This is a genomic window from uncultured Pontibacter sp. (genome assembly GCF_947492645.1).
In the GTDB taxonomy this organism is placed as follows: Bacteria; Bacteroidota; Bacteroidia; order Cytophagales; family Hymenobacteraceae; genus Pontibacter.
In genome coordinates this window covers 12646-26201 of the sequence record NZ_CANLMZ010000001.1, presented here as the reverse complement: position 1 = coordinate 26201, position 13556 = coordinate 12646, and the positions used below count along the sequence as shown (strand labels likewise).

General features: G+C 46.3%; 12 protein-coding genes. 7 read left to right on the top strand and 5 right to left on the bottom strand.

What is annotated here, in order from left to right:
• Nucleotides 1–90 precede the first annotated feature (90 nt).
• The 4 genes from Q1A23_RS00100 to Q1A23_RS00085 all read right to left on the bottom strand — a co-directional run bounded on the left by Q1A23_RS00100 (nucleotide 91) and on the right by Q1A23_RS00085 (nucleotide 3468).
• The gene (locus Q1A23_RS00100; protein WP_299817723.1) at nucleotides 91–909 is read right to left on the bottom strand and encodes an aldo/keto reductase; all 819 of its coding nucleotides are present in this window, start codon (nucleotides 907–909) and stop codon (nucleotides 91–93) included.
• Between the two features lie 52 nt (nucleotides 910–961).
• On the bottom strand, nucleotides 962–1411 hold the full coding sequence (locus Q1A23_RS00095; protein ID WP_299817720.1) for a MarR family transcriptional regulator: 450 nt from the start codon (nucleotides 1409–1411) through the stop codon (nucleotides 962–964).
• A gap of 209 nt (nucleotides 1412–1620) precedes the next feature.
• Entirely contained in the window at nucleotides 1621–2067 is a 447-nt protein-coding gene (locus Q1A23_RS00090) for a hypothetical protein (RefSeq protein ID WP_299817717.1), read from the bottom strand.
• A gap of 141 nt (nucleotides 2068–2208) precedes the next feature.
• Complete coding sequence (locus Q1A23_RS00085; RefSeq protein WP_299817714.1) at nucleotides 2209–3468, bottom strand: pitrilysin family protein; 1260 nt, start codon at nucleotides 3466–3468, stop codon at nucleotides 2209–2211.
• Nucleotides 3469–3677: 209 nt separating this feature from the next.
• Between Q1A23_RS00085 and Q1A23_RS00080 the strand changes: the two genes are divergently transcribed.
• The 3 genes from Q1A23_RS00080 (at nucleotide 3678) to ytxJ (ending at nucleotide 6671) form a co-directional block, all read left to right on the top strand.
• Nucleotides 3678–5657, top strand: a complete 1980-nt coding sequence (locus tag Q1A23_RS00080) for a dehydrogenase E1 component subunit alpha/beta (RefSeq protein WP_299817711.1) — start codon at nucleotides 3678–3680, stop codon at nucleotides 5655–5657.
• 297 nt (nucleotides 5658–5954) lie between these two features.
• Complete coding sequence (locus Q1A23_RS00075; protein ID WP_299817708.1) at nucleotides 5955–6299, top strand: hypothetical protein; 345 nt, start codon at nucleotides 5955–5957, stop codon at nucleotides 6297–6299.
• 30 nt (nucleotides 6300–6329) lie between these two features.
• Nucleotides 6330–6671 carry a bacillithiol system redox-active protein YtxJ gene (gene ytxJ, locus Q1A23_RS00070; RefSeq protein WP_299817704.1) on the top strand — a complete coding sequence of 114 codons (342 nt, stop codon included), beginning with the start codon at nucleotides 6330–6332 and terminating at the stop codon, nucleotides 6669–6671.
• A 35-nt stretch (nucleotides 6672–6706) separates the two neighbouring features.
• On the opposite strand, the gene Q1A23_RS00065 is transcribed toward ytxJ, so the two are convergent.
• On the bottom strand, nucleotides 6707–7111 hold the full coding sequence (locus tag Q1A23_RS00065; protein WP_299817701.1) for an OsmC family protein: 405 nt from the start codon (nucleotides 7109–7111) through the stop codon (nucleotides 6707–6709).
• Between the two features lie 68 nt (nucleotides 7112–7179).
• Between Q1A23_RS00065 and Q1A23_RS00060 the strand changes: the two genes are divergently transcribed.
• From Q1A23_RS00060 to Q1A23_RS00045, 4 genes are all read left to right on the top strand, one after another.
• Nucleotides 7180–7914 carry a hypothetical protein gene (locus Q1A23_RS00060; protein WP_299817698.1) on the top strand — a complete coding sequence of 245 codons (735 nt, stop codon included), beginning with the start codon at nucleotides 7180–7182 and terminating at the stop codon, nucleotides 7912–7914.
• A 122-nt stretch (nucleotides 7915–8036) separates the two neighbouring features.
• Nucleotides 8037–8948 (top strand): lipoyl synthase, encoded by a 912-nt coding sequence (gene lipA / locus Q1A23_RS00055; protein ID WP_299817695.1) that lies wholly within the window; start codon nucleotides 8037–8039, stop codon nucleotides 8946–8948.
• A gap of 420 nt (nucleotides 8949–9368) precedes the next feature.
• On the top strand, nucleotides 9369–12587 hold the full coding sequence (locus Q1A23_RS00050) for an ice-binding family protein (RefSeq protein ID WP_299817692.1): 3219 nt from the start codon (nucleotides 9369–9371) through the stop codon (nucleotides 12585–12587).
• A gap of 33 nt (nucleotides 12588–12620) precedes the next feature.
• The gene (locus Q1A23_RS00045) at nucleotides 12621–13556 is read left to right on the top strand and encodes a type IX secretion system membrane protein PorP/SprF (RefSeq protein WP_299817689.1); all 936 of its coding nucleotides are present in this window, start codon (nucleotides 12621–12623) and stop codon (nucleotides 13554–13556) included.

The following is a 13556-nucleotide window of genomic DNA, read 5'->3' as shown; positions in this document are numbered from 1 at the left end:
TGGATTGTTAAATTGTTCGAATATTGAATTGATTAGTGAAGCGCAAATTCATTTTTATGAACTCACTTCTTCAATCATTCAAAATTGATGTTAGTCCCAGTTTGGGGCAAAAGCAGGGTTTACAACTCTCAGGTTGTCTTTGTTAAGTTGATCGATCTGGTTTACTTCCTCCTGCGTCAGCTCAAAATCGAATACATCTATATTTGATGCAAGGCGCTCCGGCTTAGACGTTCTAGGAATTGCCAGCACGTTATCCTGCTGCATCATCCAGCGCAATGTTACCTGTATTTCATTTTTGCCATACTTATTGGCTATACTTTTAAGAACAGGGTTGCCAAGAACTTTACCTTGCGCTATAGGGCTATAGGCGGTTAAAGTAATGTTGTGCTGCTGCAGGTAAGTATAAAGTTTCTGCTGGTTTATCAATGGGTGGTACTCTACCTGGTTTGTAATGATGTCAGCACCGGTGGCCAGTACCTCATCCAATAATGCAGTAGGGTGGTTACTCACGCCAATGTACTTCGCATAGCCTTTTTCCTGTGCTTTCATCAGCTCCTCCATGTACGCTGCCACAGGCACATTGGCATTAGGCCAATGTATAAGCAGCAGATCCACGTAATCTGTGTTCAGGTTTTTAAGGCTTTGCTCCACAGATGGCAGAAAGTCTTTTTTTGCCAGGTTATCGCGCCATACTTTCGTTGTCAGGAAAATTTCTTCACGTGGAACATCTGCTGCTTTTATACCGCGCCCTACGCCTTCCTCGTTTTTGTACATCTGTGCTGTATCCACGTGGCGGTAGCCTGCTGCTATGGCCGCTTGCGTTATTTTAAACGCTATACTATCCTCTAGCTGAAAAGTGCCAAGCCCAATGGCTGGTATGGATGCTCCTTTTATCTTAATTTCTTTCATAATTCAGGTTTATACATTAGTTGTATATACAAATTTATAGTAAAAAAATAACCTAGCCTCTAAGCTGGTCTAGCAAGTTACTGGCCAAAACAGCCTCCTCCCGCGAAAGGTTATGAAACCTGGCAAAAAGATCCGGGAATTTTTCATCCACCTGCTCCAGCTTTTTAAAGCCTTTATCCGTTAATCTTACTTCAATCATGCGGCGGTTAGCAGCACAGACATCACGGGTTACATATCCTTTTTCGATCAGCTTGTCAATCAGGCGCGTCACGTTAGAGTTGCGGTCTATCATGCGGTTTTGTATCTCGCCAAAGCACACAGGTTTAGGATGCTGCCCCCGCAAAATACCAAGTACATTATGCTGCTGCAACGTAAGGCCAAGGCTTTTAAAGAATGGCATTACCTGCTGGTTTACCCAATTGTTTGTAAACAACAGGTTTACCAGCAAGCGGCGGTAATCGTCTTTAAAGTTGCTTTGGTGTATTTCGTCTTCTATGCGCATAATGCTTGTCAGAATTGCGATGCAAATTTAAAACTGTTATTTGTATATACAAATGTATTGCCAAAAAGGTTCGTGCAACTTAAAAGCAGAAGGGTGGCCGGCAAGTATAAAGCAGCCTGTTATATAAGCCTATTCTTTTATACTTGCCGGCCACCCTTCTGCCTTAGAATTACTATGCAACACGGCACATCAATGCACATCGCTTTGGTTTAGTCCCAGTAAGCTAAGTGCGGCCTCTCTTCGCCAGTTATACTTAGTACCAACCATTCGGATTGGTCGTTTTTGCTTACCTCTACCTGGTAAAGCGTTTCTGTGCCTATTACGAGCCGCTCTGCCTGGCTAACGCTGTAGTTGGGGTACTTGCGGGCTATTGTTGTTTTTACAGCTTCTGGTAAACTTTGGTTTGTTACCTGGTGCTTGTACATAAGTAAGTTCCCTGATGCATGAAGCAAAGCCGCATGGTCTACTGCAGTTAAGTAAAACTCAGCTTCATAATTCTGGCCTTGCCTCTCCCACTCAATGTTAGATGCGTTCGGGAAAATGTTCAGTAGCGTTTGCCGTACTTCCACGGGTACTTTCTTCGGCGTCAAATCCTCGGTATCGCAGGCAGCCATGGTGGCGCCCAACAGTAGAAATGTAAGTGCTGCTAGCTTCATTGTAGGTAAGTATAAAATAAGATACCTAAAGCTATGGGCTGATTCTGGAGCAATTCTGAAGCGGTATTTGCTGCTTTATACTTTAAAAATTAAAGGCTCGGCATTGCCGGGCCTTTAACAGTAAATTAAGTATGTGTATGATTATGCCTCTACAGCTTCCTGTTTTTTCTCTGCCTTGTATAGCAAAGTAGAGCAGTTATTAGGGTCAAGCACCTGTTTTGCACAGCGCTGGATGTCAGCTGGCGTTACTGCCTGTATCTTTTCGCCTTCAGTATTTACAAAATTCGCATCGCCCAGCAGTTTGCCATAGGCCAGGTTCATGGCGCGGTTTAGCAGTTCAATCTCAGAGAACACTAAACTTGTTTCTGCCTGGTTCTTTACCTTGTTCAGTTCCTGCTCCTCAACTAAAGTATCCATCATTTCCTGATTAATGGCCTCAATGGCAGCATTAGCCTCCTCTAAACTCACACCTTCGTTCAGCTTACCTTGTATGATAAGCAGGCCTCCTTCTATAGAGCCTGAGACTGATGCAGAAACAGAGTTGAACAGCTTTTGCTCCTTTACCAACTTGTCATACAGCCTGCTTGATTTACCACGGCCAAGTATATCGCTGATCAGATCTACGGCATAATAATCCTGGTGTGTGCGGTTAGGCATATGGTAGGCTTTATAAATTGCGCTTAGGGGCACATCGGCTTTTACCTCCAGCACGCGCGGCTCGGTTTGCTTTGGCTCCGGCTTAATGTTGCGCACATACTTTTCGCCGGCTGGTATAGGGCCAAACCATTTCTCGGTTAGCTCTTTGGCTTTATCAAAGGTTACGTTGCCCGCTACCACAAGTATGGCATTGCTTGGCGAGTAGTGCTTTTTAAAGAAGGCACGCACAATATCCATGGTAGCATCTTCTATGTGTGCTATTTCCTTGCCGATAGTAGCCCATTTGTACGGGTGCTCTTTGTATGCAAGCGGGCGCAGCTTCAGCCACACATCGCCGTATGGCTGGTTCAGGTAGTTTTGCTTAAACTCCTCTACCACCACCTTGCGCTGCACCTCCAGGCCATTCTCGCTAAAGAGCAGCTCCATCATGCGATCCGACTCCAGCCAAAAGCCTGTTTCAATATTCTGGGCAGGTACTGATAAATAATAGTTGGTGATGTCGGGGCTCGTAAATGCGTTATTCTCACCGCCTACACGCTGCAGCGGTTCGTCGTAGCTGTGTATGTTAATAGAGCCGCTAAACATTAGGTGCTCAAATAAATGCGCAAAACCTGTATGTGCTTCGTCCTCGTCTCTGGACCCCACGTCGTACAGCACGTTCAGCACCGCCATTGGCGATGTATGGTCCTCATGCACAATTACGCGCAAACCATTATCCAGCGTAAATTCTCTAAACTGTATCATATTTTATTTGGGACATAAGATTAAACAGACAAAGGACTAAAGACTTTAAAGTATACTAACGTCAGGGAATGGGGTTATAGCAGTTCTTTATCTTTTATCACTTGCTCCTTTGTCAAAGTATAAGACAAAAGTATAAATTAGCAACAACTTTTGTTGCTATGCCTAATATAGTAACTTGCCCAACCATAACGAAGTTTTCCTTATTTAAGATGAACTATAATCGCAAAGAATACACCGACGACGAACTGTTAACTTTATATAAAGCTATACTTAAGCCCCGCATGATAGAAGAGCGCATGCTCGTGTTGCTGCGCCAGGGCAAAGTAAGCAAGTGGTTTTCGGGTATCGGGCAAGAGGCCATCTCCGTAGGATCAACGCTGGCGCTTGAACAGGACGAGTATATATTGCCGCTTCACCGCAACCTGGGAGTTTTTACGAGCCGCAATATTCCGCTGGACAGGTTGTTTGCGCAGTTCCAGGGTAAAACCACCGGCTTTACGAAAGGCCGCGACCGCTCTTTCCACTTCGGTACAAACGAGCACCACATTGTAGGTATGATCTCGCACCTGGGCCCTCAGTTGGCTGTTGCTGATGGTATTGCACTAGCCGACTTACTAGAGAAAAAAGAAAAGGTAACGCTGGTGTTTAGCGGCGATGGCGGAGCAAGTGAGGGAGATTTTCATGAGGCGTTGAATGTAGCGGCTGTATGGGGGCTTCCGGTTATCTTCATGATCGAGAATAACGGTTACGGTTTATCTACGCCAAGCAACGAGCAGTTTAAGTTTAACCAGTTTATAGATAAAGGCCCGGCCTATGGCATTGATGCGCTGCAGGTAGACGGCAATAACATTATAGAAGTATACGACACCGTAAGGCAAGCTGCGGCGAGCATCCGTAAGAACCCGCGCCCTATCCTGATAGAGGCCATGACCTTTAGGATGCGCGGGCATGAAGAAGCCAGCGGAACCAAATACGTGCCACAGGAGCTGTTTGAGAAGTGGGCAAAAAAAGACCCGGTAGAAAACTTTGAGCGATACTTGCTGGATGGGCTGGTGCTGACGCAGAAAGCCATGGAAAGTATAAAGGAGGAGGTAAGAGCTGAAATTGAGGATGGCTTACAGGCTGCCTTTGCAACACCAATGCCTGCGGCTAACCGCCAGGAAGAAATCGATGACATGTACAAGCCATTCGACCAGGAAGTAATACAGCCTGCGTCGGATGCTAAAACGGAGCGCCGCTTTGTAGATGCTATTTCGGATGGTCTTCGCCAAAGTATGGAACGTTATCCGGAGCTGGTGCTGATGGGGCAGGATATTGCGGAGTATGGCGGCGTGTTTAAAATTACAGAAGGCTTTGTAGAAAAATTTGGCAAAGAGCGTGTTCGCAATACACCGCTTTGTGAGTCGGCTATACTTGGCATTGGCTTGGGTATGTCGGTGCGTGGCCAGAAAAGTATGGTAGAGATGCAATTCGCAGATTTTGTGAGCGCAGGCTTTAGCCAGATTGTGAACAACCTGGCTAAGAGCCACTACCGTTGGGGCCAAAATGCCGATGTGGTAGTGCGCATGCCAACAGGTGCAGGCACGGCAGCCGGCCCGTTCCACTCTCAAAGCAACGAGGCATGGTTCTTCCATACCCCAGGATTAAAAATAGTATACCCATCATCGCCGTATGATGCCAAAGGCTTATTGAATGCAGCCTTAGAAGACCCTAACCCGGTAATGTATTTTGAGCATAAGCTGCTGTACCGTTCTATTTCGCAGGAGATCCCGGATGATTATTATACGATAGAGATAGGCAAGGCCAGAACAGTAGCCGAGGGAACAGACCTGACCATCATAACGTACGGGATGGGAGTGCATTGGGCCAAGCAACTACAGCAGGAGCTAACCGATGCAAGCCTGGAAATACTGGACCTGCGTTCGCTGTTGCCTTGGGATAAAGAGGCTGTGCGCGCCGCAGTAGCCAAAACAGGAAGGGTGCTTATACTTCACGAAGACACGATGACTGGCGGCATTGGCGGCGAAATAGCTGCCTGGATTGGGGAAAACTGCTTTGAACTACTGGACGCACCTGTTGCACGCGTAGCCAGCCTTGATACAGCCGTTCCGTTTGCTCCACCACTAGAGCAGGAGTTTTTGCCAAAACAACGCCTGCGCGACAAGGTAGAGGCAATGCTCTCGTACTAAAATCTAAAAACAGCCCTATTATGAAATCTTCAAGCTTAAAAAGAACCCTGATCCTGTTGCCGTTACTGAGTCTGTTTATTTTGCTCGGGAGCTGCCAGCATAAAGGTATTTTGCGTTGTCCGAAGCCTCCCGGCAAAAGCAGCAAGATTAGTGTAAAAGGGCCAAACAGCCAGAGCATTCAAGGGGTTAAAGTGCCGATGAATAAAAATGGGCGGGTGCAGAAAAAGCGCAGGTTGTTTTAACTCATAGATAACAAGCAGACTTTAAAACAGTATAATACATAAACAGCCTGAAAAAATGTGTAATGTAACTCCTGTTAATGTTTTGCCTTGTAAGTGGTTATCAAGCTTACTGGTTACACTTGTGTTAGCGGCTTCACCTGCCCTTGCGCAAATTGATCAGAAGTCAGAAAACGACCACAAGCATGAGCGTAAAAAATTCTTGAAAGAGGCAAACAAGGAAGAGGCGCAGTACAAAGACACACACCTGAACGTAAATACTTATACATTTAAGGTAGGTGAGGTTGGTCGTAAAAGAGCAAAAAAAGATGAGCGGGCTCAATACCAGTTTAACGATGCTGGTGAGCCTGTAGTAAAGAAGCGCCTTTTCTCAAAGAAGAAGAAAAAGCAGCGCAGAAATTAAGTCAAAAGTAGAATAAGAGAATTTATAAATATGAATTGGCATCCGCTTACAAGCACAGAGCAATTGGACGAGGTTATACAAGAGTCCAAAGAAACACCCGTTGTTATCTTCAAGCACAGTACGGCATGCTCTATCAGCTCTACAGCCAAAAGCCGGCTGGAGCGCCAATGGAATGGGGCCGGCCTTGATCATGTAAAGCCATACTACCTGGATCTGTTAAGCTACAGGCCGGTATCTAACGAAGTGGCAGAAGTGCTGCATGTAACCCACCAATCGCCGCAGTTGCTGCTGGTGCAGGATGGTATGTGCACTTATGATGCCTCGCACTTAAGCATAAGCGTGGATGCGCTAAAGAAAAAGATAACGGCATAGCAAATTATACTTTAAGCTATGCCGTTATACTTATATTAATACACAAAGCTTATTGTTTGCTTAATGTCCGGGTGCAGGCTTAGCGCAACCGGGCAAGTACGGGCCGCCGCCTCAAGCATGGCTTTTTCTTTGTCGGTGTAGCCGTGGGCAGGCATTTTAAAGTTTAATACGATTTCTGAGATACGTCGCGGTTCAGCGGCCATTATCTTTTTGGTTTCTATCTCCATGCCCTCTATGTTAATGCCGGAGCGGTTTGCAAGGATACCCATAATGGTCATCATGCAGCTACCCAGCGCGGCGCATACCAGGTCAGTCGGCGAGAAAGCCTCGCCCTTGCCGTTGTTATCTACAGGCGCATCGGTGATGATAGTATTGTCTGAGGCAACGTGTGTGGCAGAGGTGCGTAAATCGCCTTTATAAGAGCTTTTTATAGTTGTCATGGCTTATTTAATATTTTTGAATACCGCGTAAATTTAGTTACTTTTATCTAACTATAAATTAATATCGGGTGGTAAGATACCTTGCACTTATACTTGTGTTTGCTTTGGGGGGAGCCCTATCGGCAACCGCGCAATCCTCAGATAGCGAAAGCTTTCAGAACGAGTTAAGCTACGGCGTTAACTTCAACTCTAACGGTGGATTAGTAGGAGGCGTTTTTGCCAGATCAGTATACTTCATGAGCGAGCGCATGTACCAATTTGGTGGCCTCGAGATTGTAGAGGTAAAACACCCCAAAGAAAATCGCTTATACAGTCCCGAAACCGGAGATCTTTTTATAGCAGGCAAGCAGAACTACTTATTTGTGCTGCGCCCCCATTACGGCCGCGAGCTGGTGCTTTTCCGTAAAGCCGCTGAGTCTGGTGTACAGGTAAACGCCGTAGGTGCTGTTGGTCCTTCGCTTGGCTTGCTTATACCTTATTATGTGCGCTACAATTACGGTGCACCAACCTCCCAAGATGTTCGCACAGAGCAGTATGACCCGCAAAGGCACCGCAGCCTAGAGAACATACAAGGCAACGCAACAGTTTTTCAGGGGCTGGGAGAGGCAAGCGTTAACTTTGGCGCTCATCTAAAGGCTGGCTTAAGCTTTGAGTATGGCCGCTACCGCGAAAGTATAGCCGGCATCGAAGTTGGTTTTATGGTAGAGGCTTACCCAAAAGAGCTTGTCATCATTCCTCAGGCTGAGAACGAGCAACTGTTTACTTCGGTATACCTCAATTTATACTACGGGCGCCGCAAATAATACTTCTCCCCGAACAATAAGCGTGTAACTCCTGTTATGGATTCGTGCCTGCCGCCTTACGTGGCTGCACAAATCTTAGCCAATGGCTATAAACTCTTAATGCATAATCCTATCTTTGCACCATGGACGATTTGATTACACTTCCGGTTATACAGCCCAACGCTACCCCCGAAGGGCTTAACGCTTTAGGAAAACCACGCAAGCCTAACTGGCTACGTGTAAAGCTGCCGGTAGGGAAGGAGTACGCTAAAGTTAGAAGCATAGTAGACGAATACAAGCTGCACACCATTTGCGAAAGCGGCAATTGCCCGAACATGGGTGAGTGCTGGGGCGCAGGTACGGCTACCTTTATGATATTAGGGAATGTGTGCACGCGTAGCTGTTCGTTTTGTGCTGTGGCAACAGGCCGCCCAAACGAGTACGATGAGGATGAGCCGCGCCGCGTAGCGGAAGCTATCCAGTTAATGGGTGTAAAGCATGCCGTTATCACCTCTGTTAACCGCGACGAGTTAAAAGACCGTGGTGCTGCCATCTGGCACGAAACAGTAAGACTGGTTAAGGAAATGTCTCCTGTCACTACCATCGAAACCCTTATTCCGGATGTGAAAGCGAACTGGGATGCTTTGATTACAATGATATCTCCGGGGCAGGAAGTAGTGTCGCATAACATGGAAACTGTACGAGAGCTTTACCGCCAGGTGCGCCCACAGGCTAAGTATGACCGCAGCCTGGAGCAGATAAAGAGAACAAAAGAATATGGCAAGCGCACCAAGACTGGCATCATGCTGGGCCTTGGCGAAACACGCGAGCAAGTATACCAGGCCATGGATGACCTTGCAGCCAACGGCTGTGATATCCTGACCTTAGGCCAGTACCTGCAGCCAACCAAAATGCACCTGGAGGTAGCTGAGTTTATCCACCCAGATTTATTTGATCATTACAGAGAAGAAGGCCTGTCGCGTGGTATTAAATATGTGGAATCCGGGCCATTGGTTCGTTCCTCTTATCATGCCGAAAGACACGTGCACGTTTAATTGTGATTTTATAAGATAATGAAGCCCCGGCACTTAATTGTGTCGGGGCTCTTTTTTTAAAATTGCACTACTTTTTCTCTCTTTTTTCGTTTGTCTTGTTGTCTCCGCGCCCTATCTGGTAAATCTGGTCCAAAAAACTGCTGTTTTAGTGCTTAATTAAGGCATTTTTTACGACTTAATATTCATTTGCTTATATTAAATTGTGCTGTTTGTAAATTGTAGTTATAAAATAGCTTTTTATCTCGAATAAAGTTTAAATATAAACTATTTTATATATTTTGGTTATATTATATAATTAAATATGAAGTTTCTAATTTAAGATAACCTAATCATATGTTTTAAGTAAATGGAAATGTTCAATATCTATAGTCAAATCTATAAATATTAGATTAAGGATATATTTTCTATTACATACACCATATGAATAAAATTTTACTGTTACTAACCCTATTTCTGATTGCCAGCACCACCCTTAGCATAGCGCAGTCAGAACCAGGCTTGGGCAAATCTAGCACTTTTGCTGTGTTAGGCTCAAGCTATGTGAGCAACACGGGAACTTCAGGCGTTACAGGAGATTTAGGCCTGACTGCAAATGGAGTTTTCACAGACAATGGCGCATTGCTGGTAAAAGGCACTAAAACAATCGGTTTGCCTTTAGCCGCAGAAGCTTTGCAAGACGCCAGAGCTGTTTACGATTATTGGATAAATGCATCTGCTTTGCCTTTTACAGATGAAGGCCTCAAAAGAAACGGGGGCTTTCCGGGTGTTTACCATAGCAATGGTGATGTTAACCTGGATGGTATCATTGCATTGGACGGCAGAGGAGATGTGAACTCCACATTCATTTTCATTATTGACGGAGACTTAAATACCCCGTCACCTAACCCACCTACACCAGGTACTGGCCTGCTGCTTCAGAACGGGGCGCAACCTAAAAACATATTCTGGATTGTAAAAGGGAAAGTGAAACTTGGTAGCTCTACAAGCTTCCAGGGCACCATCATTTCTGGGGGCGACATAACGCTGGAGTCTGGTGTAAACCTGATTGGCAGGGCAATCTCCCTTAACGGCGGCGTTAGCCTGAATACCAACAACATCTTTTTGCCAAACATTATCATTGCCGACCTTAATGTGAAGAAGGTGGCAGACAAGAAAGAGTATAAAATTGGTGATGAAGTTACTTATACTATAACTGTAAGCAACACAGGTTCTGGTAAAGCAACACGCGTAGTGGTATACGAAATAACGCCAGCCAATTTGGAGTTTGTGCGAGTAGAAAGTGCAAGCGCAGGAACCTACGACAGCGACAGGCATGAATGGGTAATTGATGAGCTAAGCTTAAATGAAACAGCCGAGCTGAGAATTACCTTTAAAATTCTGGCTGCCGGTCAGATTCTGAATAAAGTAACAGTAGGCAGCAATAACCCAGATCCAAACCCAGGCGACAACGAAGACGAGGATCCTATTGAGGTGCCGGTTGTAGCTGCTGACCTGAGTGTGGTTAAAACAGCCAGCGGTGCGCCTTACAAAGTAGGAGGCACAGTAACCTATACTATCGTAACTACAAACAACGGGCCTTACCCTGCACAGAATGTAGTAGTAAACGAAGTGCTGCCAAGCACGCTGGCGTTACAGAGCTTTACCGTTAGCCAGGGCGCGTTTGATTCAGAGACTGGTATTTATACTATAGGCACCCTTGCCAGCGGCGCAACAGCTACATTAGAGTTAACTGCTAAAATACTAGGCTCTGGCAAAATACTTAACACGGTAACTGCCACCACATCCACAAACGACCCTAAGCCAGGCAACAACACAGATACAGAGGAAATTGAAGTAACGTGTACAGCACCAACGCTGGCCATTAGTGGAGATGAAGCACAATGCGCCGGTGCAGCTGATGTAACTTATACTGTAACAGCAGTAGAGGACGCTACCTATGACTTTGAGTTAACAGGAGGTCTGACAGAAGTATCCAGAACAGCCAACTCTATTACAGTAGCCATCGGCAATGCCAGCGGTAAAGTAATAGCACGTGTTACTGACTTGTGCGGCAATGTTTATACTGTAGAGAAAGAAGTCAACATCACAACAGCGCCACCTGCACCAAGTATAGCGGGCAATACCAATGTTTGTGCAAACAGTAACAATATAGTTTACACAGCAGAAGGACTGGGAGATGATGCAACTTACGAATGGGTTGCTACAGGCGATGTAGAGATAGTTGGTGCGAACGATGGCAAAACAGTAACTGTAAATAGTGGAGCCAACGGTGGCACACTTACCGTAAAGGGTAGCAACAAGTGCTTTACCAGCGCAGCTACAACTGTTACTATTACAACCAAAACTCCAGTAGGTGCACCAGGCAATATTTCTGGCCCATCGGCAGCGTGCGCAAACACAACACTTACTTATACTATTGCCGAAGTTGGCGGTGCCACAGGGTACACCTGGAGTATACCGCAAGGCTGGACAATAGAAAGTGGCCAGGGCACAAGCACCTTAACTGTTAAAGCAGGCACAAATTCAGGAGATGTAACAGTTGCTGCAAAAGATGACTGTGGCACAAGCGCAGCCGCCGTGTTTGCGGTAAGTATAAAAAATACCCCTCAGGAGCCGATTGCTATAAACGGCAGCAATGGTTCTTGCCTCGGGGCTGTACTTACCTACAGCGTAAGCGGCACAAGTAGCGCCACAGGCTATACCTGGACGGTACCACAAGGCTGGAAGATAAGAAGCGGGCAGGGCAGCAGCACGATAGAAGTAGAAGTTGGCAACAGCGCAGGGCAAATCACAGTAGCTGGTACAAACGAATGCGGGGCCGGTGCAACAGCAGCGATAGATGTAGCCCCAGCGCCGGTTTCGGCAACACCGGGTACTATAGAAGGACCTGAGGCAACATGTGCCAACACAACAAACCTTACCTATAGCATTGCAGTTTTAACAGGCGCCGATACTTATACTTGGGCCGTTCCGGCAGGCTGGACTATTGTTAGTGGCCAGGGCACGCAAAGTATAACGGTAAACGCAGGGGCAAGCGGTGGCGAGGTTAGCGTAACAGCAACAAACAGCTGTGGCACAAGCGCCCCAAGCAAGTTAAATGTAACTGTAACCACCCCGCCGACAGCACCTGCTACCATCAAAGATGCAAGCTCGCTTTGCAATGGATTGATGTACACGGTAGATGCTGTACCAGGAGCCACAGGTTATACCTGGACCGTTCCGGCAGGATTCACTATCGTGAGTGGCCAGGGAACAGCAACTGTCTCTGTAAAGCGGGATGCACCAAATGCACGTGGTGAGGTAAGTGTGGTGGCGAATACAGGCACCTGTGCCGGGCCTGCTACAAGCCTGCTGATCGACGAATCGCTGATAGCCGGTGACCTGGAGTTCCCGAAGGCCTTTAGCCCTAACGGCGACGGCAAAAACGACACATGGGTAATTGCAAACCTAATGAAGTATGCCAAGAATGAGGTGGTGATCTTTAACCGCTGGGGTTCTGAAGTATACAAGAAAGGCAACTACCAGAACGACTGGAACGGTAACAAACTGGAGCCGGGCACCTACTTCTACAGAGTAAGCGTGACCATGTGCGACGGAGCAGACAAAGTGTTTACCGGCTACGTAACCATCTTCCGCTAAGTAATATTCTTATCAACAGATAAAGAAAAGACAATGAGATTAATTTATACCCTGCTGGCCCTACTGCTTGCCTTTGGAGCTAGTGCCCAGCAAAACCCACAGTACTCGCAATATATTTTTAACAGCATGAACATAAACCCGGCTTATACGGGTAGCAAAGGCGTGCTTAACTTAAATGCCTTCCACCGTTCGCAATGGACAGGTATAGAGGGAGCGCCTGCCACACAATCGCTTGCTGTGGATGGTATTGCCGCCAACAACAGGCTGGGTATAGGCTTAGGGCTAACACGCGACAAGATCGGGGCACAGTCTACCTTATCAGCCTATGCAAACTTTGCTGTAAAACTGCAGGTAAGCGAAAACGGAATCTTTAGCCTGGGACTTGCCCCTGGTTTGGTACAACACACTTTAGATGGTACAAAACTAGGTATTGAAGATGACCCGACCATACCGGTTGGCAAAGAGACAAGTATAAAACCAGATGTAAAAGTAGGAGCATACTTTCATACGCAGCGTTTCTATGCCGGCTTATCGGCCTCGGACCTGCTGCAGTTTAAAGACATGGAGTACATTGAGCCAGAGCGCCACTATTACTTTACTACAGGCTACGTGTTTGATCTGGGCAGCTTCGTGAAAATTAAGCCAAGCGTGCTGATCAAAGAAGATTTCAAAGCTCCGGCCAACGTGGACCTGAACGCCTTTGTATTGCTGGGAGACAAGTTGTGGCTCGGCAGCTCTTACCGCACAAGTATGAACATCTTCAACAGCAAAACAGATATGAAGTATACAAACAACCGTACCGCTGTAGCCCTGATTGCAGAGCTGCAGATAAGCAAATCGCTGCGGTTGGGCTATGCCTACGATAAAATGCTGAACGACCTGAAAGGCTTAAACACCCATGAGGTTTCAGTAGGTTATTACTTCTTCAAGAAAAAGGATACCAGAATTATTACGCCGCAATATTTTTAA

What these genes read in the sequence shown, in the direction of transcription:
- Q1A23_RS00085 (WP_299817714.1), bottom strand. Translation starts at nt 3,468, where the DNA reads ATGATACAGTTTAGAGAATTTACGCTGGATAATGGTTTGCGCGTAATT.
- Q1A23_RS00100 (WP_299817723.1), bottom strand. Translation starts at nt 909, where the DNA reads ATGAAAGAAATTAAGATAAAAGGAGCATCCATACCAGCCATTGGGCTT.
- Q1A23_RS00075 (WP_299817708.1), top strand. Translation starts at nt 5,955, where the DNA reads ATGTGTAATGTAACTCCTGTTAATGTTTTGCCTTGTAAGTGGTTATCA.
- Q1A23_RS00095 (WP_299817720.1), bottom strand. Translation starts at nt 1,411, where the DNA reads ATGCGCATAGAAGACGAAATACACCAAAGCAACTTTAAAGACGATTAC.
- ytxJ (WP_299817704.1), top strand. Translation starts at nt 6,330, where the DNA reads ATGAATTGGCATCCGCTTACAAGCACAGAGCAATTGGACGAGGTTATA.
- Q1A23_RS00050 (WP_299817692.1), top strand. Translation starts at nt 9,369, where the DNA reads ATGAATAAAATTTTACTGTTACTAACCCTATTTCTGATTGCCAGCACC.
- Q1A23_RS00045 (WP_299817689.1), top strand. Translation starts at nt 12,621, where the DNA reads ATGAGATTAATTTATACCCTGCTGGCCCTACTGCTTGCCTTTGGAGCT.
- Q1A23_RS00080 (WP_299817711.1), top strand. Translation starts at nt 3,678, where the DNA reads ATGAACTATAATCGCAAAGAATACACCGACGACGAACTGTTAACTTTA.
- Q1A23_RS00065 (WP_299817701.1), bottom strand. Translation starts at nt 7,111, where the DNA reads ATGACAACTATAAAAAGCTCTTATAAAGGCGATTTACGCACCTCTGCC.
- lipA (WP_299817695.1), top strand. Translation starts at nt 8,037, where the DNA reads ATGGACGATTTGATTACACTTCCGGTTATACAGCCCAACGCTACCCCC.
- Q1A23_RS00090 (WP_299817717.1), bottom strand. Translation starts at nt 2,067, where the DNA reads ATGAAGCTAGCAGCACTTACATTTCTACTGTTGGGCGCCACCATGGCT.